17 protein-coding genes are annotated in these 20,785 nt (G+C 34.7%); 10 read left to right on the top strand and 7 right to left on the bottom strand.

Annotated features, from left to right (window positions below; genetic code table 11):
- Window positions 1-18 precede the first annotated feature (18 nt).
- Entirely contained in the window at window positions 19-405 is a 387-nt protein-coding gene (locus BLT57_RS07215; protein WP_091424230.1) for a nucleoside triphosphate pyrophosphohydrolase family protein, read from the bottom strand.
- Window positions 406-870: 465 nt separating this feature from the next.
- On the opposite strand from BLT57_RS07215, the gene BLT57_RS07205 reads away from it, so the two are divergent.
- The 4 genes from BLT57_RS07205 to BLT57_RS07190 all read left to right on the top strand — a co-directional run bounded on the left by BLT57_RS07205 (window position 871) and on the right by BLT57_RS07190 (window position 7,850).
- Entirely contained in the window at window positions 871-2,763 is a 1,893-nt protein-coding gene (locus tag BLT57_RS07205; protein WP_091424225.1) for a sensor histidine kinase, read from the top strand.
- Window positions 2,760-3,383 (top strand): response regulator transcription factor, encoded by a 624-nt coding sequence (locus BLT57_RS07200; protein ID WP_091424223.1) that lies wholly within the window; start codon window positions 2,760-2,762, stop codon window positions 3,381-3,383. The genes BLT57_RS07205 and BLT57_RS07200 overlap by 4 nt, the downstream gene beginning before the upstream one ends.
- 99 nt (window positions 3,384-3,482) lie before the next feature.
- Window positions 3,483-4,805 (top strand): DUF5723 family protein, encoded by a 1,323-nt coding sequence (locus tag BLT57_RS07195; RefSeq protein WP_091424220.1) that lies wholly within the window; start codon window positions 3,483-3,485, stop codon window positions 4,803-4,805.
- Between the two features lie 201 nt (window positions 4,806-5,006).
- Window positions 5,007-7,850, top strand: coding sequence for a T9SS type A sorting domain-containing protein (locus BLT57_RS07190; RefSeq protein WP_091424219.1), 2,844 nt, complete (start codon window positions 5,007-5,009; stop codon window positions 7,848-7,850).
- 219 nt (window positions 7,851-8,069) lie between these two features.
- On the opposite strand, the gene BLT57_RS07185 is transcribed toward BLT57_RS07190, so the two are convergent.
- The gene (locus BLT57_RS07185; protein WP_091424216.1) at window positions 8,070-10,109 is read right to left on the bottom strand and encodes a dihydrofolate reductase; all 2,040 of its coding nucleotides are present in this window, start codon (window positions 10,107-10,109) and stop codon (window positions 8,070-8,072) included.
- A gap of 102 nt (window positions 10,110-10,211) precedes the next feature.
- Between BLT57_RS07185 and BLT57_RS07180 the strand changes: the two genes are divergently transcribed.
- Together BLT57_RS07180 and crcB are read left to right on the top strand one after the other, a co-directional pair.
- On the top strand, window positions 10,212-11,234 hold the full coding sequence (locus BLT57_RS07180; protein ID WP_091424214.1) for an SRPBCC family protein: 1,023 nt from the start codon (window positions 10,212-10,214) through the stop codon (window positions 11,232-11,234).
- Entirely contained in the window at window positions 11,234-11,602 is a 369-nt protein-coding gene (gene crcB, locus BLT57_RS07175) for a fluoride efflux transporter CrcB (RefSeq protein ID WP_091424212.1), read from the top strand. Before BLT57_RS07180 ends, crcB begins: the two co-directional genes overlap by 1 nt.
- On the opposite strand, the gene BLT57_RS07170 is transcribed toward crcB, so the two are convergent.
- On the bottom strand, window positions 11,599-12,201 hold the full coding sequence (locus BLT57_RS07170) for a DUF1684 domain-containing protein (RefSeq protein ID WP_091424209.1): 603 nt from the start codon (window positions 12,199-12,201) through the stop codon (window positions 11,599-11,601). The two genes, crcB and BLT57_RS07170, sit on opposite strands and share 4 nt — an antisense overlap.
- 253 nt (window positions 12,202-12,454) lie before the next feature.
- Here BLT57_RS07170 and BLT57_RS07165 point away from each other — a divergent pair, with 253 nt between their 5' ends.
- Genes BLT57_RS07165 through BLT57_RS07155 form a run of 3 tightly spaced genes read left to right on the top strand, consistent with a single transcriptional unit; the run spans window position 12,455 to window position 14,810 of the window.
- Entirely contained in the window at window positions 12,455-13,660 is a 1,206-nt protein-coding gene (locus tag BLT57_RS07165) for an MFS transporter (protein ID WP_091424208.1), read from the top strand.
- A 1-nt stretch (window position 13,661) separates the two neighbouring features.
- On the top strand, window positions 13,662-14,042 hold the full coding sequence (locus BLT57_RS07160; RefSeq protein WP_091424206.1) for a VOC family protein: 381 nt from the start codon (window positions 13,662-13,664) through the stop codon (window positions 14,040-14,042).
- Between the two features lie 6 nt (window positions 14,043-14,048).
- On the top strand, window positions 14,049-14,810 hold the full coding sequence (locus BLT57_RS07155; protein ID WP_091424204.1) for a DJ-1/PfpI family protein: 762 nt from the start codon (window positions 14,049-14,051) through the stop codon (window positions 14,808-14,810).
- On the opposite strand, the gene BLT57_RS07150 is transcribed toward BLT57_RS07155, so the two are convergent.
- On the bottom strand, window positions 14,811-15,254 hold the full coding sequence (locus BLT57_RS07150; protein WP_091424201.1) for an Lrp/AsnC family transcriptional regulator: 444 nt from the start codon (window positions 15,252-15,254) through the stop codon (window positions 14,811-14,813).
- Between the two features lie 116 nt (window positions 15,255-15,370).
- Between BLT57_RS07150 and BLT57_RS07145 the strand changes: the two genes are divergently transcribed.
- Complete coding sequence (locus BLT57_RS07145) at window positions 15,371-15,766, top strand: hypothetical protein (protein ID WP_091424200.1); 396 nt, start codon at window positions 15,371-15,373, stop codon at window positions 15,764-15,766.
- A gap of 1 nt (window position 15,767) precedes the next feature.
- Here the strand turns inward: BLT57_RS07145 and BLT57_RS07140 are convergent, their stop codons facing one another.
- The 3 genes from BLT57_RS07140 to BLT57_RS07130 all read right to left on the bottom strand — a co-directional run bounded on the left by BLT57_RS07140 (window position 15,768) and on the right by BLT57_RS07130 (window position 20,774).
- Window positions 15,768-16,235 (bottom strand): OsmC family protein, encoded by a 468-nt coding sequence (locus BLT57_RS07140; RefSeq protein WP_091424198.1) that lies wholly within the window; start codon window positions 16,233-16,235, stop codon window positions 15,768-15,770.
- A gap of 90 nt (window positions 16,236-16,325) precedes the next feature.
- The gene (locus BLT57_RS07135) at window positions 16,326-19,736 is read right to left on the bottom strand and encodes a methylmalonyl-CoA mutase family protein (RefSeq protein ID WP_091424194.1); all 3,411 of its coding nucleotides are present in this window, start codon (window positions 19,734-19,736) and stop codon (window positions 16,326-16,328) included.
- An 81-nt stretch (window positions 19,737-19,817) separates the two neighbouring features.
- On the bottom strand, window positions 19,818-20,774 hold the full coding sequence (locus BLT57_RS07130; protein ID WP_091424191.1) for an MBL fold metallo-hydrolase: 957 nt from the start codon (window positions 20,772-20,774) through the stop codon (window positions 19,818-19,820).
- Window positions 20,775-20,785 lie beyond the last annotated feature (11 nt).

Genomic DNA, 20,785 nt, shown 5'->3' with positions numbered 1-20,785 from the left:
CCAAATGGCTCTTTTTTTTTATGAATCTAAAATCGTTTTGATATGGGGTTTAAAGTAATTAGGTCCCTTAAGAACTTTACCGTCCTCTCTGTAAATTGGCTCACCGTCTTCTCCTAATTTACTCATATTACTGCGCTGTATCTCATCAAATACTTCTTCAATTTTGTGTTGTAAACCATGTTCAATAATGGTTCCGCAGAGAATATAAAGCATATCACCTAAAGCATCAGCAACTTCAACAAGATCGTTATCATTTGCAGCCTCGAGATATTCTTCGTTTTCTTCTCTCATGAGTTTATAACGCAGCATATTTTTTTCCAATCCTAAATGGGCTTTTGGTGTTTCTCTATGTCCGATTTTAAATGCAGTGTGAAATGCTTTTACAGCTTCAATTTTGTCTTTCATAATATTGGTTTTAAATCTTAAATTCGAAGTAAATAGAACATTCAACTAAAACAGCACCTTTAAATGGTGCAGTTTATAAATTTAATATTCACCTTTTATTTATAAGAAAATATGATAGGTTTCATTAATTTTGTTTAAAAATAAAGATATGTTTACTAACGGTCAATTGATTTTTGGAATTTTATTCGCTATAGCCTTCGCTATCGTTATTTTTTTTGCATACAAAAGAGATCTTAAACTGCACAGGAAATACTACAAAGGTAGTATTTGGGTCTTGATTGCTTTTATTGCTTTTATAGTTTTTATTGGGGCTATTAAGACTATTTTCACATAAAACCAGTAATGACGTCATAGTATTTTTTGGGCTTTTTAGTTTAAATTGTACACTAACTATAGAATTTGAAATAAACATAGGACTCACCATGATTATGGATGTTTCTAAATAAATAACATAAATCAAGAAAGATGGTTTTTAAAACAGCTCATGTGACTTCTAAATTATTAGCCTTTTTTATACTACTAATCTCAACTTCTGTAATGTGCCAAACAAAAGATGACGATTTATTGAAATTATGGCGCAATTCAGAGGCACAAGATTCGAGCAGAGCAATTGCATTTAATAAATTCATTTCCAACAACTATGTTGACAGCAAAACAGACAGTGCTTATATCCTTGTAAATACCTTAATTCGTTTCACCAAAGATAAAAACATACCGCACCAACACGCTGATGCATTAACAACTTTAGGTAATATTCTAAAAACCTTAGGAGACTATCCAAAGGCTGCAGAATACTATAAAGAAGGTTTAAAAATATACAAAAAAACTAAAAACAAAAAAGGGGAAGCCACTGCTTTAAATAATATTGGCAGTATGTACAAATTGAGTTGGGATTTAGATGAAGCACTAAAATTTTATCAAGAAAGCAAAGAAATAAGTACAACTATTAATGACACTCTTGCTATTGCCACGAGTTTAATGAATATAGGTAATATCTATAATGTCAGGTACAAAGCTGATATCGCTCTTGACTATTATAATGAAAGTTTGAATTTATTAGAAGCGGTAAAAAATAAAAAGACCAAAGCTATAATACTATTAAATATTGGCCATAGTTATACGATCAAAAAAGAAAATGATTTAGCAATGCAATCCATAAAGGAAGGTATAAGGATAGGGAAATCAATTAATAATGACAATATACAAGCCAATGGTTATAATGTCTTAGCAGCTAATTATTTTAAACGAAAAAAGTATGATGAGCTCATAGAAAATGCTCATAACGCGCTTATTCATGCCGAAAATATTTCTAGCAGATCTGAACTGATGACCGGTCATTATTTTTTATTTGAGGGGTACACAGGAAAAAAAGACTATGAGCGCGGTTTATTCCATTATCAAAAAACTAAAGAATATGGGGATTCCAATCAGGAAGTAAGAACCGTAAAAGAGCTCCAGAAACTGGAAATTGAAAATTACAGAGTTAAAGACAGTTTATTAAATTTAGAAAAAAATCTAAAATTGTCGTTAGCACATGAAAAAGAAATTCAACAGAAGAACAGTGAGAAAGTGAATCTTGCTATTGGTTGGGCCGGAAGTATTGCTGCTACGTCGCTTTTTGCGTTTTTAATTTTCAAAAACACAAAACGTAAACAACTTAAAGCTGAAAAGGAACGTCAAGAACAAATTGAAGAGAAAGAAAAAATTCTTAAAGATTTGGAGCTTACAACAATTGATGCGATGCTCACTGGACAAGAAAAAGAACGTGAACGTTTAGCAGCAGATTTACATGATAGTGTCGGGGCAACACTTTCTGCCGCAAAATTACAGTTTGAATATCTCATTAAGCATCAAAATGAGCTAAAAACTTCTGAAGATCTTATAAAAAAAACCAGTACATTATTAGAAGATGCTTATGTTGAAGTGCGCTCCATGGCACATTTAAAAAATTCTGGTGTAATGGCCAAAAACGGTCTATTGCCAGCTGTACAAAAACTTTCTAATAACGCATCTGGAATTAACGGGTTAACAATAGAAGTGCAAAATTATGGTTTAGAGCAACGATTAAACAATCCTCTTGAAATAATAATTTTTAGAATTATACAAGAGTTAATCACCAATATAATAAAACATGCCAATGCGACAAAAGGCTTAATTTATCTAACAAATCATGATGATACTTTTAATATTATGGTAGAAGATAACGGCAAAGGTTTTGATTCAAAAAGAGTTAGAAAACTAAACTCTGGCATGGGCATTAGCAGCATTGATAAACGGATAGCGCATTTGGATGGGAAATTCACTATAGAATCCGAAAAAAGTAAAGGAACTACTATAATAATTGATATACCATTATGATCCGATTGGCCATAGCAGAAGATCATCAATCACTTATTGATGGTATAAAATTACTCTTAGAACATGAAGAAAACATCTCTATTGTTGGCACTGCTAATGATGGTGAAGAATTATTAAAAATTGTTGAATTAAAACAGCCAACGGTTGTTCTAACGGATATTAGAATGCCAAAAATGGATGGCATTGAAGCCACCAAACACATTAAAAAATCAAATCCGCATATTAAAGTGTTGGCCTTCTCCATGTTCGATCAAACCGATGCGATACAACAAATGTTTGATGCTGGAGCAACAGGTTATATTTTGAAGAATTCTGCACTTTCAGAAGTTTTAATTGCCATTCATACGGTTGCTGCGGGCGAGACCTATTTTGACATCAATATTAACACCAATGTTTTAGATTCAGAGAGCAATTCGAAAAAGAAAGGGCTCTTAACCAAACGTCAAATTGAAATTTTGGAGCTTATCGCTTTAGGTAAAACGTCTAGAGAAATCGCCGACGAGCTTTTCATTGGTATACATACCGTTGATACACATAGAAAAAACATGGCTCGTATCTTAGGGCTTCAAGGTAAAGGTGAATTGATGCGCTATGCTCTAGAGAAAAAATACAGATTCTAAATAAAGAAGGATACATGATAAAATACCCTTTAATGGGTATTTTATCATGTATCCATTTTTTTTAAATTTCTCCCGCTATTAACCAACTACAAAATTTCTATGAAATCTTTTCAATTCTTAGTTTTGTTACTTTTATTATGCTTTATCAACACCTCAAATGGTCAAAGCTATATAGGTCATACAGTTGACAACTATTCGGGCATTCTAGGCGTAACTAGTAATCCAGCTAACGTTGTAGGTTCAAATTTTAGAGCCGATATCAATCTCTTCTCAGTGAGTACTTTTGGTGGAAGTGACTACTTCGGAATTAATGTTAGTGACATACTGGGTGGCGATGGTTTTGATATAGAAAATGATTCAGAACGATTTCCAAGTAACACAAATAACTTTTTCTTGAATGCCGATGTTGTTGGTCCATCATTTATGTTTAATATCAATAAAAAAAGTAGTATAGGAATAATCACCAGAGGTCGTGCTTTTGTAAATATCAATGATATTAATGGAGAATTATTTGAAACGATTGAAGACGAATTCGAATCTGAAGATGATTTTGATTTTAATTCCACAAACCTGAGTGGTACAATTCATGTCTGGTCAGAGATAGGGTTAGCTTATGGACGACAAGTAATGAATAAACCCAAACACATTCTAAATGCAGGTGTAACCTTAAAATACCTTCAAGGAGCAGGAGGTATATTTATAAACAGTCCTGGATTAGAAGGGCAATACACTGCGGTTTCTGAATCCTTAACTACTAAAGGCACACTAAATTATGGTAGCACAAATGATTTTGATGAAGACGATCTTGATTTTGGTAATCTTACTAGTGGTATTGGTTTAGACATTGGTGTTACCTATCAATGGCATCCCAACAGAGAAAATGACTCAATTCCATCATATCGTGACCCGTATAAATTAAAAATTGGTCTTGCAATAACCGATATTGGATCCATAAATTATCAGGATACTGAAATAAAAAGTTATGATTTAAACAATACGGTAGATACATCCACCTATGAAGATGACGTCGAGGAGTTCTTAGATAACAACTATAATAACACCACTGTGACTCAGGAGACAAAATTACAACTACCAACGGCCTTACGCCTTTTAGTGGATTACAGACTATCAAAAAAATGGTTAGTTAGTGCACAAGCAAATCTCTCTATGGTAAAAAAAGGTAACGAGCTAAATAATTCAATTATTAATTCATTTACTATAGCACCAAGACTTGAGACTAAATGGTTTAGTTTTTATGCGCCATTAAGTCTACGACAATATGGGGATTTTGCTTTTGGAGGGGGCTTGAGACTCGGTCCTCTAACTGTTGGTTCTGGCTCTGTTTTTAGTAATTTATTATCAGACAGTTCAAAAACTACTGATATTTTTGTTGGATTAAACATCCCTATTTACAGGAAATAGCACAATAAAACATAATATTAAATATCCCCTGTATTGGGTATTTTTTCGTTTTAATCTATTCTGTAGTTTACCATATTTTTAATCATCGGCAAAGTCAGTAAAAACCAGCCTATTTAAATACTCAATTTGAGTATTGTTTATCATTACCAACTTTCCTATTTTGGAAATTGCTATTATTCAACACTTTAAAACCAACCCATTATGAAGAGATTATTACTCTGTATGACTGCCCTATTAGTAACCTTTTTTGCTTTTTCACAAGTTCCTGCAAATGATTTGATTGAAAATGCCATTGAAATTACTGGACCTAACTTTACCGATGCAAACGTACGTTTGGATTTGGCCACTACAACAAACGAAGAACCGCCTACTTGTCCGACAGGGGTCTTTAACAAAGTATATTATAAATATACAGCAACTGCAGACGGCAATTTAACAGGTGTAATCTCAGATGTGATTAGTACACCAATAACTCAAAGCTTTATTATTGTTTATACGGCACCAGATTTAAATCAAACAGATGTATCACAACTTGTTTTAGCTTCTGATTGTGCTATTGCAGAATCCGCATCGGTTTCTGTGAGTTCTGGTCAGGCTTATTATATAGAAGTGCATCGATCTGACGCAGATGCTTTGTCTAATATTACTTTTTCTATCGGTACTCCTCCTACTAACGATACAATAGAAAATGCTATTGAAATAACCGGTTCAGAATATTTTATTGAAGACCCTTTACGTCTTGATTTAGCAGCAGTAAACCCTGGAGGGCAAACTGGTGGTTGTAACCTTGCAGGTCTTAAAACTGTGTTTTATAAATTTACAGCAAACACTAATGGTTCCGCGTTCTTCCGTTTAAGCAATTCAGGTTTTAATGCCCCACCGGTTACAGATACAGCTTATCTTGTCGCCTATACAGCTCCAAGCCTCAATGCACTAAATACTGAATTAAGTTTAGCATCCTCATGCAGTATTGGCACACAAACTACATTTAACATCGTTGAAGGCCAAGTATACTACGTGCTTATTAATAGAGATGAGCCTGGAGCACCATCTCTTATTGATGCACGTATTGATCAAGATGGAACCCCAGAGGAACGCCAAGCCCTAATAGATCTCTATAATGCAACTGACGGTCCTAATTGGCCTTTCGGTTTTGGTTTTAGTTGGAATACCCCAGCACCATTGTCCACTTGGACAAATGTTAGAGTAGATAATGGTCATGTTGTGTCCGTAGTTCTTGGTACTTTTGGTATCACAGGCACGTTACCAGCATCACTTGCAGACCTTACTTTTTTAGAAATTGCAGACTTTAGAAGCTGCAATTTATCTGGAGAAGTTCCTGATTTAGGTTCAATAAGTACTCTAGAAAAGTTCGATATTTCTAGTAATAGATTTTCTTTTGGTGATTTAGAAACGCATTTTACGAATAATTCTACTATACCAGACTTTAGGTATACCTCGCAGACTACGGTTGATGATGAAATACAATTTGAACCAACAATAGGGTCTAATTATACGTTATCTGTTACACCAGATACAGGCACTAATGTAAACTATCAATGGTCTAAAGACCGTGGAGTTGAAGATGATATATTGATTGCAGGGGCTACTAGTGCAACATATGATTTAACTAATATTCAATCGGATGATTTAGATTCATATATCTGTGAAATAACAAGCAGTACAATACCCGATTTAATTATTGAACGAAAGTTAATAAATTTAACAGGTCCTGTAAGCCAGCAAGAGAGAGATGCTTTAATAGCATTTTATAATGCAACAGATGGACCTAACTGGTTGAGTAGCACCAATTGGTTAAGTACTGAACCCGTTGGTAATTGGGATTTTATTACAACAAGAGGAAATAAAGTAATTCAAATAGATATTTTTGGTAATGCCGGTTTGAATGGTGTGTTACCAACAGAGATTGGTGATTTAATTTATTTAGAAACATTAAATATAGCAATTGAGACAGATTTAACCGGTCCAATACCTACAAGTATAGGTAACCTTAGTGAATTAAGAAGATTTCGATTTCAATTAACAGGAATTTCTGGGTCAGTGCCAACTAGTATTGGTAACCTTATAAATTTGCGTGAAATAAGAATTTTTGGTACAAATTTATCAGGTGAGCTACTTTCAAGTTTAGTAACTTTAACAAATCTAGAGGATTTGACTATTGATGGAGGTGATTATAGTGGGTTTAGTAATATCTTTACAGGTCAAATGCCAACTGCATTTGGGGACTTAACAAATCTTAAGATTTTATCGTTAGCTCGTAGTAGTTTTGATGGGCAAATACCTTCAAGTTTTTCTAACTTAACAGAATTGCGTTCAATCAACTTATTCGAATGTGATTTCTCTGGTCCGTTACCAGACTTAACGGGTCTTACAAATCCTGAACTAGCTTTTATTTTTCTTGATAATAACTTTTTTGATTTTGGAGATCTAGAACCATTAATAAATAACGGTATCTCTTATGGTCAATTAACTTATTCACCTCAACGTACTTCAGATCAAGAAGAAGAAATTATGTCGCCTCCAGGAGTAGATATCGTTTTAGATGTCGATGATACAAATATTAACAGAAACGGAGAAGACACTGCTATGAATAATGAATATCAGTGGTTTAAAGATGGTACCGCAATAAGTGGTGCAGATGCAAGTACGTATACCATTGTCAATGCCCAACCAACCGATAGTGGTGTTTATTATTGTGAAATCACAAATCCTTTGCTGCCTGACTTGACCATTGTAAGAGCTAATATTACAGTTACAGTTGAAGATAATTTGAGCACAGAGGACTTCAAAAATGGAGAATACAAAATATTCCCAAATCCTGCAACTGATTGGATTTCGATACAAACACAATCAGGAACTGATGCCTTTGCACAAGTATTTGACGTCAATGGAAAATTACTATTTGAAAGACAACTATCAGCTGAAATCACGGCAATTGCCATAGACCAATTAGCTGCTGGTATGTATTTAATTTCTGTAACTACTGATAATATGAAAACAACTAAACGATTTGTAAAACAGTAAAAAATTATAAAATCCCCTTAATTGGGGATTTTTTATTTTCATAAGACTGCAATTCAAATTATAACAGAATTGTGGAAACTGTACAATATCAAATTACAATAACATCATTTTATTCATTCTTTAAAAGAAGTATTCAAAACGAGTATTAGTAACAAGCACATACAAAAACAGGATGTAAACGTATTTACATCCTGTTCTTTACATTATAATCTCTGGGAATTAGTTTTCTTCAGGTAAGAAACTATACGTCTTACTATAGGACAACATTTGTCCATCAAATGATTCCGGTTGGGTAACTTTAATAGCCGTTATTTCACCATTATCGTCTGTTTCAGCAACTAAGACCGCATTTACGAATCCGCTATAAGGTGCAGACGTAAATTGTTTGTTACGTTCTAATACCTCAGCATGTATTGCTTGATCTACTTTTACACCATAACCTTCAACCAAAGCTTCCACTGCTGCATAATCGCCTTCAGACTTAATACGTTGTGTTTCGCGTAATAATTGTCCGAAAAGCTCATGAAGCTTATCATAATCGTTAATATTAAAATAGGTTTTACCATCTCTAGTGACTTTCTCAATAACATTTTCGGCTTTGCCTTGCTCGAACGCCCAGGCAGAAACCCATTGTCTGTTAACCATGTGTGCTTCTTCTACATCATCTCCTAAATTCAATCTAATTAATTGTGTCATCAACCCATTTCTAATGTAACCGTCATAAGCTGCTTTTCCAACAGCTTTCCAATCATCAACTAATCCTAACTCTTGTAATTTCGGGTTATATAAATAGTACAGACCAACTAAATCTGCACGACCTTCTTCTAAAGTAGATGCGTATTTTTTAAGCGTTTCTTTAGTTTCTCCAACACCTGGATTTAATTGTCCCGAAGCATGACCAATAACTTCATGAAGTGCTGTATGCAACTTATCACCTATCTGACCATATTTTTTTTCAAGTTCATACTCTTCATCATCGTGCACAAACTCTTTTAAACGCCCTGAGCTTCCTGCATTATTGTACGAGTGAATTATGTTTCCTAAAGACACCGACTTACTTCCTACTGCAGCACGAATCCAGTTTGCATTTGGCAAGTTAACTCCAATTGGTGTGCTAGGAGATGCATCACCCGCTTCTCCAGCAACATTTACAACTTTATAGGTAACACCTACAACAGTATCTTTTTTGTGTTCATCCATTAAAGGTGAATTGTCCTCAAACCATTGTGCGTTTTCTGATAGTACAGCCATTTTCTCTGACATATCAAAATCTTTAATCTGCACGATTGTTTCATAAGACCCTCTGTAACCCGCTGGATCATTATACACTTCAATAAAACTGTTGATGTAATCAATATTTCCATCTGTTGCAGCTGTCCAAGCCACATTATAATCGTCCCATGTTTGAAGGTCTCCAGTTTTATAATATTCAATTAACAAACCTAGTGCTTCACCTTGCGCCTCATTTTCGGCTACACCTTGGGCTCGTTCTAACCATTTGATAATTTCATCTATTGCTTCACCATATAAACCTCCTGATTTATACATGCGTTCTGTTAGGACTCCATTTTCTTTAACCAATTGCGAGTTTAAACCATAAGACAAAGGCTTTTTTGGATCTGGAGACACCTTAGCTTTGTAAAAATTCTCTACATCAGCTGTCGTCACATCTGGTCCGTAAAAATTTACTGCAGATAATAAAACGTTATCAACGTCTTTAGTGAGATTCACTTTCTTAGCGTCTTTATCATTAAAAATGACATTAAATGCATCTTCTTCTAAAGTGGTATTGGTTTCAGTCAATACCCCTTTTAGGTAATCATCCGTAAACCCAGGTTTTAGTTTATCATTTGAATAGTGATGATGAATACCATTAGAAAACCATACACGTTTCATATAAGTTTCAAAAGCTTGCCATTCGGGAGTTGTTTTATCTCCAGAATAAGTCGCATAAACATTTTCTAAAGCTTTTCTGATTTTAAGGTTATGTCTGTAATTTTGATCCCAGATGATGTCACGACCAGCTAATCCAGCTTGCGTTAGGTAATACACTAATTTTTGTTCTTTAAGTGTCAGGTTTTCCCATCCTGGAATTTGATAGCGTAAAATTTTAATATCGGCAAATTGCTCGACGTTGTAGTTAAATTCTTCAGTTTTTTCTACAATAGCAGTTTCTGGCAAATCACTTTTTTTATCTCCTACACATGAGAACATAAAACCAGCTAAAATTGACAGAACTAGAATAAATTTTAATTTCATTGTTAATTATTTAAAAGTTGTCTCACAAATGTAAACATTTAATAACATCTCCTAAAATTGATTATCTTTGATTACCTAAATATTATTACGACATCCATCTCTATGAAAGCTATTAAGTATATCATCTTTCTTTTGCTGATTTTTTTTATTGGATTCGCCATTTATGTTGCTGTGCAACCTAATGACTATGCGTTCAATCGAAGTCGAACTATCAAAGCACCAACTTCTGTGGTTTATGATATCGTCAATGATTACAAAGAGTGGCCTAGATTTTCACCTTGGATTGAACAAGACACCAATGCCATACTTAGCTATGAAGATAAAACCTCTGGTATAAACGCGGGATATGCATGGGAAGGTGAAATCTTAGGTGAAGGACGTATGCAAACCCTAAAAACCGTTTCAAATAAAGCTATAGAGCAGCAAATTGACTTTTTAAAACCTTTTGAATCGACTTCCAAAATTCATTGGACATTTGAACCTACCCAAGACGGCACAAAGGTGACATGGGCGATGGCTGGTGAACAAGACTTTATGACCAAACTATATGTGGCCTTTTCTGGTTCAATAGAAACAAACACAGGTCCCGATTTTGAAAGAGGGCTTTATAAACTCGATAGTATTGTTCAGGCAGATATGAAAAAATTCAGCATTAACGTTGAAGGCATTACTCAGCATAGCGGCGGTTTTTATTTATATAATACAGCGTCGAGTAAAATGTCAGACTTTAAACAAAAAATGCAGGAAATGATGCCAATAATTGGCGGTTATGCGCTTACAAATAATATCACCATGGCAGGCAAACCTTTTGTTATTTATCATAAATGGGATGAAGAAAATGATGCCGTTATTTTCTCATGCTGCATCCCAACCACATCAAAGATGACCTCATCAGAAGCTAATATTTTAACAGGGCAACTCGAACCATTTAAAGCTGTAAAAACAAAACTTAGGGGTGACTATGAAAATCTTAAAGAATCGTGGGATCAAACCATGAAATATATCGCTCAAAATAATTTAGAACTTATCGAATCTGGACCAATGATTGAAGTTTATCTTACCGATCCAATGTCTACACCAAATCCCGCAAATTGGATTACAGAAATCTACTTAGCCGTTAACTAATGAAACAACTCTTACTCGTATTTGTAGGTGGAGGCTTTGGAAGTGTGCTTCGGTTTATTATCGGAAGACACTTCAATAGTCATGACTCTGGAATACCTTATGGAACATTTGCTGCTAATATCATTGGGAGTCTTCTCATTGGAATTATTCTCGGACTTGCCGCCAAAAATGACACCCTCAACACGAATCAAACTTTATTGTTGGCAACAGGATTCTGTGGCGGATTTACCACATTCTCTACCTTCGCCTACGAGAATCATGTATTGCTAAAATCTGGAGATTTTACATCCTTTGCACTTTATACAATCGCTAGTTTTGTTATTGGATTTCTTGCCGTATTCTTCGGAATGTATCTTGTGAAATCTTAATGCTTATCAAATGCTTTTACACCAGCTCTAATGTCGAGGTCTAAATAGTTTTCTCTTGGAACAATCGGACATGAATAACGCTCATTATAAGCGCAATACGGATTATAAGCTTTGTTAAAATCAATAACGAGTTCATCGCCTTCAGGAATTCTCATATCAATATAACGACCACCTCCATAACTCTCTTCACCATTAGTATTATCTAAAAAAGGCAGAAATAAGTAATCTACATATTCTTCTGTCTTAATCAAACCCTGATTTTGATAAATGTTTAGTTCATGTGATCTCCCATTGAGTTCAAAAGTAATAACACCATACTTAACATATTCGGGTAAGCGACTCGTCGTTGTTTTCATTTTAAAAACCTCTTCATTTGGTGTTCTTTTAAATGTTGCCTTTACAACAAATGTAGAATCAAACTTAAAGAATTCTAAACCTTTAAAGTTTTTTCTGTCCTTATCCTTTAAAGGCGATGTTGTGGCATCCTTATACTCTGCATTGATTTCTTGTTGAAACTCAGTGTCTCCTGAAATTGGACGTTTATTTTGAGCACAACTCAAAGTAGATATGAATAGAAATAATAATAAAAAGTGTTTCATAATGCTAGTTTTCAAATCAAAAATACAACTTAAAGTTTTTTTTCTTAGCTTTGATTCATAATTAAAGATAAAATGAACAACTGCGTCATTACATATAAGCAAGGACAAACCTCTTTTTTTAAGAGTCGGACACGCTATATAAAATGATGTTATAATTATTTAACCAACCAATCATAAAAAGTCCGACAATATCGTCGGACTTTTTACATTAATAAACCAAGCTGATTCTAAACTTAGAGTCAAATCAATTACAATGAGAACTTTATTTAGAAATTACTTCAACACGTTTAAAGGCCTATCTAGAGAGGTATGGTGGCTCGCTTTAATTACACTTATAAATCGAGCAGGCACCATGGTCATTCCATTTCTATCATTGTATCTAACAGATAATTTACAGTTTTCGTTTAGTGATGTAGGATGGATTATGTCGGCCTTTGGTTTAGGCTCTGTAGTCGGCACATGGATTGGTGGTAAATTAACCGACATTATAGGGTATTATAAAGTAATGGTGAGAAGTTTACTATCAACGGGAGTGCTTTTTATTACGCTTCAATTTCTTGACACCTTTGCATCCCTTTGTATTGGAATCTTCTTGGTAATGGCCGTAGCAGACACGTTTCGTCCGGCGATGTTTGTTGCTATGAGTGCTTACAGTAAAGCCGAAAACAAAACACGCTCAGTAACACTTATACGATTAGCTATTAATCTAGGTTTTTCAGCGGGTCCAGCAGTTGGAGGATTGATTATAACAACTATTGGTTATGATGGTCTATTTTGGATTGATGGCATTACGTGTATTTTAGCAACTATCTTATTAGTAAAAGTTTTAAATCCTAAAGTTTCTAAACCATTGGATGAGTTCAAAGTAGACAATCCGAAGTCGGTTTATAAAGACAAACCGTTTTGGATATTCTTTATCGCAATGGTACTATTTGGGATTATATTTCTACAATATTTTTCTACCATGCCATTATACTATAAAGAAGTACACAGACTCACAGAATTTGAGATCGGCTTGCTTCTTGGCCTTAATGGGTTAGTCATTTTTATTTTGGAAATGCCACTCATCAAGTGGTTAGAAAACAGTAGCTATTCCAAAACAGGGCTCATGCTATTTGGAGCCGTTTTAGTTGGTATTAGTTTTGTCATACTGACGTTCACCTCATGGATAGGCATATTAATCGTTGGTATGCTATTTATGACTATAGGTGAAATGATTACATTCCCATTCTCCAATGCATTCGCTATTGAACGCGCGAAAAGAGGCAATCAGGGCGAATATATGGCGATGTATGTTATGGCTTTCTCGGTAGCGCATATTTTTGGTCACAATGCAGGTATGCAGCTAATTAATTATCTTGGTTTTAATAATACGTGGTTTATTGTAACCTTCTTAGCAGTACTCTGTGTAGTATTATTAATATTCTTGCAAAGGTATTTGAAACGCAACACGACTTAATATGAATTTAAATCAAGTTACCATACCATCAATTGATGTAGAAAAAGCTTCTACCTTTTACAAAACACTCGGCCTTAAGCTTATTGTAGACGCTCTACCTGACTATGTTCGATTTGAATGTCCCGACGGAGATGCAACGTTCTCGATTCATAAGGTCGAAGAATTACCCTATGGCAATGGTGTCATTGTATATTTTGAGCATGAAGATCTAGATGACCTCGCTATATATCTTAAGAAAAAAGGAATTATCTTTACTAGTGAACTGGCAGCAAAATCGTGGTTATGGCATGAAGCACATTTGGAAGATCCAGATGGGAATCAGATTATTTTATATTCGGCAGGACAACACCGAAAAAACCCACCTTGGCGTATCAATGAATAATTAAAAATGAAGCACCTAATTTATATATTAATCTTAAGTCTCCTATTTACTTGTAATACTTCTGAAGAGAAAAAAGCAGATAAAAATAATGAGATACTGAGAGACGAAATGTCCAGTAACAAAGTGCTTCCAGAGTTAGAACCAAATAGATATAATGTGGCGTTTCTCATCATGGATGGTGTCTACAATACCGAATTAACAGCACCTTTTGATATTTTTCAACACACGATATTTCGAGACCGTATAAAACCTATGAATGTTTTTACCGTAGCTAATACGGATAAGCCAATTGTCAGTTTTGAAGGAATGCGCATTTTACCAGATTTTAATTACACCAATGACAGTTTGCCTAAAATTGATATTCTAGTAATACCCAGTGCAGAGCATCATATAGATACGGATCTCCAAGATGAGATTATGATTAATTTTGTAAAACGTGTTGATCAAGAGGCGCTGTTTATGACTTCGCATTGTGATGGTGCCTTTGTGCTCGCTAAAGCTGGGTTATTAAATAACAAAGTATCGACAACCTTCCCTAGTGATGTTGATACGATGCGTGAGCGATTTCCTGAGTTAGACATTAGAAAAGAGGTGTTATTTGTTCATGATGGTAAGTACATTACCTCCGCTGGTGGCGCAAAATCTTTTGAAGCAGCTTTATATCTTTGTGAGTATCTTTATGGGAAAACCATTGCTGAAAGTTTAGCAGGTGGCTTAGTGATAGATTGGAATTTAGACAACGTACCTCATCTTATCATTGATAATTAATTATTTTAAGGGCTTTATTTCATTGTGTTTGATCACATGAGATAATACAATTTGCGTCTTCGATTCACCATACACAATCAATTGGTCAATAAACGATTCTAAATGTTTTTGGTTCTTAAGAACTACTTCCATGACTATATTTTCATTTCCTGTGATACGATAACAATTTACGACTTCCTGATATGTTTTCACTTTTTCTAAGAAGGGTTTTAACATCCCCATGAAAGCTCTTAAAGTGATGATAGCTTTTAATTGATAACCCACCTCAAAAGGGGAAACTAAAGCATTATAACTCTGGATAATACCAGCATCTTCCATTTTTTTAATGCGTTCGGAGACGGCTGGAGAGCTGATACCTACTTGTCTTCCTATTTCAGCATTAGACTGTCGGGCATTTAATTGCAGGTAGTGCAAAATCTTCCAATTTAACTGATCAATTATCATTTAAAGTATTTTTAAAATATACGTTAATATTTAAATCAAATATACAATTTTACTTTAAATTATAAAGCTAATTTTCCTGAGTTGTCACTAATTTTGTTACCCTTGCTATTAAAAAAATGAATTATAATATCCCATCGAATTTGTATGAACTGCCTATATATCAAAAGGCTATGGATATTCTCGTGCTTTCGAGAAATATTTCAACATATATCAATCAAGACTTATCTTATTTAAGATCTGACGGTTCTGAAGACTCAGATATCTATTTTTCGGGAGATATAGTTCAGCAGTCTGAATCTTTGGCTCCAGAAATTGAAAAAGCTCAGGCTGAGCGTTTTTCAGACAAAAAACACAAACATTTGGCGTCTTTAGAACGCTTAACACATCGCTTGTATCTTAATTGTAAACGTCTGCAACATTGTAATAGTGACGGTAGGGATTATTTACCGATCCTTCAAAGTGAACTTAAGAAATTTAAGCGTTTGCAGCGCAACTGGATGATGACCTTATAATTCAATCGCTATCAATTACTTTTATTTTTGCATGATGCTTTATCGGAAAATTGCATGAATTCGCTATAAAACAAAGTTTATTAGCCTCTTTATGAAGACGCAATGCCTTATCAATCATTGAAGTTTTCAAAACCGTAACTACAGGATTTAAAACCACAGAGACAAAGGCACCACTCCCATCCGGTTTTAATTCTAGAATTCCAATAGCATCATCCGTATAATCAAGGAGTTCAATTCGGTTTTGCGCACAAACGTAAAAATAAGACATCATGTGACATGATGACAAGGCAGATAAGAGTAAATCTTCAGGATTATGTTTGGTCTCATCACCTTTAAAAGCTTTAGCTGCGGAAATCGTCAACGGTGTTTTTCCATCAATAAAAACGTGATGCGTTTTTCCATTAACCGAAACATCTAAAGCATCTTTAGATGACCATTTTGCTTGAACTTTGAATTGTGTTTTAAACATAAGAGATGAGCATGAAATCCCAAAACAAGTTCGAAATGAGCGCTATTAAAAATCTCTCATACGTTTTGCATTACGACCCTGGAATCCTGTTTACATATTTCGTCTATACTGACCTCCTACTTCAAATAAAGCAGAAGTAATCTCACCTAATGAGCATACTTTACAAACATCCATTAGGGCTTCAAAAATATTTTCATTATTAATCGCTCTGTGCTGAAGGTTTCTCAATAACGCGCTAGTATCATTAGCTTTATGAAGGTTCTCTAAAGTTTTAATTTGAAATTGCTTTTCTTCTTCAGTTGCTCTAATCACTTCCGCAGGTAACACTGTTGGTGATCCAGTACTACTTAAAAACGTATTTACACCAATAATTGGAAATTCTCCGTTATGTTTTAGCGTTTCATAATATAAACTCTCTTCTTGAATTTTACTACGCTGATACATGGTCTCCATAGCTCCTAAAACGCCTCCGCGTTCTGTAATGCGATCAAATTCTAACAACACAGCTTCTTCTACTAAATCCGTCAGTTCCTCAATAATAAATGACCCTTGAATCGGATTTTCATTTTTATTTAAACCTAATTCTTTATTGATAATCAACTGAATTGCCATCGCACGACGAACCGATTCTTCAGTCGGTGTGGTTATGGCTTCATCATAGGCATTTGTATGCAACGAGTTACAGTTATCATATATCGCATATAAGGCTTGAAGTGTTGTACGAATATCATTAAAGTCAATTTCTTGAGCATGTAAACTACGTCCAGAAGTTTGAATGTGATACTTCAACATTTGCGCTCTAGAATTCGCACCGTATTTATTTTTTAAGGCTTTCGACCATATTTTTCTGGCGACACGACCAATAACAGCATATTCTGGATCGATTCCGTTAGAGAAAAAGAAGGATAGATTTGGACCAAATTTATTGATATCCATACCTCTCGATAAGTAATATTCTACGTATGTAAATCCGTTAGATAATGTAAATGCCAATTGTGAAATAGGATTTGCTCCAGCTTCGGCAATGTGATATCCTGAAATAGATACTGAATAAAAATTACGAACATTATTTTCAATAAAATACTCTTGAACGTCTCCCATGAGTCTCAAAGCGAACTCTGTTGAAAAAATACATGTATTTTGTGCTTGATCTTCTTTTAAAATATCGGCTTGAACAGTCCCACGAACTTGTGCTATGGTTTTTGTTTTAATATCTGTATAAACTTCAGCGGGCAGCACTTGATTACCTGTTACACCGAGTAACATTAATCCTAATCCATTATTCCCTTTTGGCAATTCACCATTATACTTTGGACGTTCTTTATTCTTATAAATGGTAGCTATTTTGGCTTCAACCTCTTTTTCTAATCCGTTGTCCTTAATATAAATCTCACATTGTTGATCGATGGCTGCATTCATAAAGAAGCCTAACAGCATTGGGGCTGGACCATTAATGGTCATACTTACCGACGTCATTACATCCGCCAAATTAAAACCAGAATACAACTTTTTAGCATCATCCAAACAGCAAATAGATACACCAGCATTACCAATTTTTCCGTAGATATCTGGCCTGTGGTCTGGATCATTACCATACAGTGTTACACTATCAAAAGCTGTTGATAATCGTTTTGCTGGTAATCCCATGCTGACGTAGTGAAAACGACGGTTGGTTCGTTCTGGTCCTCCTTCACCTGCAAACATACGCGCTGGATCTTCACCAGTTCTCTTAAATGGATATAAACCAGAGGTAAAAGGAAATTCTCCTGGAACATTTTCTTGCAACGTCCATCTTAGAATATCTCCCCAAGCCTGATATTTCGGTAGCGCTACTTTCGGGATTTGTGTATGTGATAGAGACTCGGTATGTGTTTCGATCTTGATTTCTTTATCACGAACTTTAAAAGCGTAAATTGGGTTTTTATACTTGTTGACTTTGTCATCCCAACCTGTAATAACTTCCCAATTATAATTATCTAAATTGAGTTTTACTCGGTCAAATTCACCTAGAAGTAATTTTATAAAATCTTTATTTTCAGAGGATTCAATAGATTTAGAATCGATGCCAGATTTATCTAATTGAGGTGCGCTCCCTATCACAGATTCTATCGTCTTATAAATCCCATATAACCTTTGCGCAACTTCAACTTGCTCATCAGCCGTCTTATCATAAGAACGATTGGTTTCAGCAATTTCGGAAAGATATCGAGTTCTTGAAGGAGGAATCACAAATATCTTTTCACTCATTTCATTTGAAATTTGAAATGTAGAATTTAAATCGGTGTCTGTTTTCTCAACAAGCTTATCCATAATGGCTTTGTAGAGCGTATTCATTCCTGGATCATTGAACTGAGAAGCGATGGTACCAAATACAGGTAAGTCTTCCTGAGGTATATCCCAAAGATTATTATTACGCATGTATTGTTTTTTGACATCGCGTAAGGCGTCTAATGAACCACGTTTATCGAATTTATTGATGGCAACCAAATCGGCAAAGTCCAACATATCGATTTTTTCAAGTTGGGTTGCTGCTCCAAATTCTGGGGTCATGACATATAATGCTACATCGCTATGTTCTATAATTTCAGTATCAGATTGACCAATTCCAGATGTTTCCAAAATAATCAAATCATATTCTGCAGCTTTTAGTACTTGTACAGCCTCATTCACATATTTAGATAAGGCCAAGTTAGATTGACGTGTCGCCAAACTACGCATATAGACTCGTGGTGAATTAATCGCATTCATACGAATACGATCCCCTAATAAGGCACCTCCTGTTTTTCTTTTAGAAGGGTCTACTGAAATGATACCAATTGTTTTTTCTGGAAAATCAATTAAGAAACGACGAACTAGTTCATCAACTAAACTCGACTTTCCTGAACCACCAGTTCCTGTAATTCCAAGAACAGGAGTTTTAGAATCTTTATTTTTTAAATGTATTTTATTTAGTGTTTCCTTAGCAACTTCAGGGAAATTTTCCGCGGAAGAAATCACACGAGCAATGGCTTTCGGATTTTTCTTGGGTAGTATATCAAGTTCACCATTTAATGTATCACCTATAGCAAAGTCTGATTGTTCTACTAAATCATTGATCATGCCTTGCAATCCCATTTCACGTCCATCATCTGGAGAATAGATACGAGTAATACCGTAATCCATGAGTTCTTTAATTTCCGAAGGTAAAATAACACCTCCGCCTCCTCCGAAGATTTTAATATGTCCAGCACCTTTTTCTTCTAATAAATCGTACATGTATTTGAAGTACTCATTGTGTCCACCTTGATAAGAGGTCAAACAAATCGCATTAACATCTTCCTGAATAGCGGTATTAACAACTTCATCAACACTTCGGTCATGACCTAAATGAATCACTTCTACTCCAGTAGCTTGAATAATTCTACGCATTATATTAATTGATGCATCGTGTCCATCAAATAGTGAGGCTGCAGTAACGATTCTAACTTTATACTTTGGGTTATATGGTGCAACTTGCTTCATTCGTAAATTTTTGAATTTTTGAGTGCTCAAATTTACGGAATATTCAAAAAATACAATCTCTTTTTAAGAAATATATAAGGGTTAAAGACTATAGCGATCACCTTCTTTCGCGAAATTAAATCCGAGATTTTGAATGCTATCCTTCAAACGGTGTGAATCCCTTATTGTTGGATTGGTATGGTTAAAGTGAATAAAATATATTTTATTCTTAGTTTCTAATGATTCATTTTCAAATAAAGTTGTAGTTTCAGTTGTAAATGGATGCGGAATTTCACTCATATCCCTTTCTAATTCACCATCTCGAAAAAAAGAAGCATCTACAAAAGCATAATCTACTTTTTTAACTTCTGCAATAATATCGTGATCCCAAGCATGCCACTTGTCAATATCGGGAATAAATAATGCTGATTTTGATTCACCTTGTATTTTATAGCCCACTGTTTCAGAATATTCATCACGATGTGGTACTAAAAATGGAGTGACTTTTAAGGCATCACTCATAGGTATTGTAGAATCATTATGAAGTTCTTTTATCTGAATATTTCTAAACGATACTAATTGATTCCATGGTCCATTTGATTCCAAATAATGCTTCATTCTTGGCATGGCGTATACCGGAATATTATTGCCTCCCAATGCTTCAAAACCAAAATACATCAGACCTGTATAATGCCCCATATGCCCATGTGTTAAAAATACGCCATCAATCAGCTTCTCATTATCTATATGATCAGTCTTTAGTTTCTGTATTTGCTCGGTGACATCTGGCGTTGCATCAAACAGCCATTTTTGCTTAGATTCTAAATCAACGAGTCCCAAACAGGACACTAATTGTTTTGATTCTATTCCCTTATAAATGGCTTGACAACATTTTTTATCACAATCGATTTGAGGGTAACCCGCATCTTGAGCAATCCCAAGTACTGTTAAATACTGTTTAGAATTAAAGCTTTTGACTTGTTTCTCTAAGTTATTATTTTCTTGACAATTCACTAAAAGAACGCTACAGAATAGGCCTAATATTTGAAAGTGCTTCATAACTAAATATC

Source organism: Formosa sp. Hel1_31_208 (assembly GCF_900104785.1).
Classification (GTDB): Bacteria; Bacteroidota; Bacteroidia; order Flavobacteriales; family Flavobacteriaceae; genus Psychroserpens.
Note: the sequence above shows the minus strand (reverse complement) of the source record. Positions and strands in the feature narration are given on the sequence as shown.

What these genes read in the sequence shown, in the direction of transcription:
- BLT57_RS07215 (WP_091424230.1), bottom strand. Translation starts at nt 405, where the DNA reads ATGAAAGACAAAATTGAAGCTGTAAAAGCATTTCACACTGCATTTAAA.
- BLT57_RS07205 (WP_091424225.1), top strand. Translation starts at nt 871, where the DNA reads ATGGTTTTTAAAACAGCTCATGTGACTTCTAAATTATTAGCCTTTTTT.
- BLT57_RS07200 (WP_091424223.1), top strand. Translation starts at nt 2,760, where the DNA reads ATGATCCGATTGGCCATAGCAGAAGATCATCAATCACTTATTGATGGT.
- BLT57_RS07195 (WP_091424220.1), top strand. Translation starts at nt 3,483, where the DNA reads ATGAAATCTTTTCAATTCTTAGTTTTGTTACTTTTATTATGCTTTATC.
- BLT57_RS07190 (WP_091424219.1), top strand. Translation starts at nt 5,007, where the DNA reads ATGAAGAGATTATTACTCTGTATGACTGCCCTATTAGTAACCTTTTTT.
- BLT57_RS07185 (WP_091424216.1), bottom strand. Translation starts at nt 10,109, where the DNA reads ATGAAATTAAAATTTATTCTAGTTCTGTCAATTTTAGCTGGTTTTATG.
- BLT57_RS07180 (WP_091424214.1), top strand. Translation starts at nt 10,212, where the DNA reads ATGAAAGCTATTAAGTATATCATCTTTCTTTTGCTGATTTTTTTTATT.
- crcB (WP_091424212.1), top strand. Translation starts at nt 11,234, where the DNA reads ATGAAACAACTCTTACTCGTATTTGTAGGTGGAGGCTTTGGAAGTGTG.
- BLT57_RS07170 (WP_091424209.1), bottom strand. Translation starts at nt 12,201, where the DNA reads ATGAAACACTTTTTATTATTATTTCTATTCATATCTACTTTGAGTTGT.
- BLT57_RS07165 (WP_091424208.1), top strand. Translation starts at nt 12,455, where the DNA reads ATGAGAACTTTATTTAGAAATTACTTCAACACGTTTAAAGGCCTATCT.
- BLT57_RS07160 (WP_091424206.1), top strand. Translation starts at nt 13,662, where the DNA reads ATGAATTTAAATCAAGTTACCATACCATCAATTGATGTAGAAAAAGCT.
- BLT57_RS07155 (WP_091424204.1), top strand. Translation starts at nt 14,049, where the DNA reads ATGAAGCACCTAATTTATATATTAATCTTAAGTCTCCTATTTACTTGT.
- BLT57_RS07150 (WP_091424201.1), bottom strand. Translation starts at nt 15,254, where the DNA reads ATGATAATTGATCAGTTAAATTGGAAGATTTTGCACTACCTGCAATTA.
- BLT57_RS07145 (WP_091424200.1), top strand. Translation starts at nt 15,371, where the DNA reads ATGAATTATAATATCCCATCGAATTTGTATGAACTGCCTATATATCAA.
- BLT57_RS07140 (WP_091424198.1), bottom strand. Translation starts at nt 16,235, where the DNA reads ATGTTTAAAACACAATTCAAAGTTCAAGCAAAATGGTCATCTAAAGAT.
- BLT57_RS07135 (WP_091424194.1), bottom strand. Translation starts at nt 19,736, where the DNA reads ATGAAGCAAGTTGCACCATATAACCCAAAGTATAAAGTTAGAATCGTT.
- BLT57_RS07130 (WP_091424191.1), bottom strand. Translation starts at nt 20,774, where the DNA reads ATGAAGCACTTTCAAATATTAGGCCTATTCTGTAGCGTTCTTTTAGTG.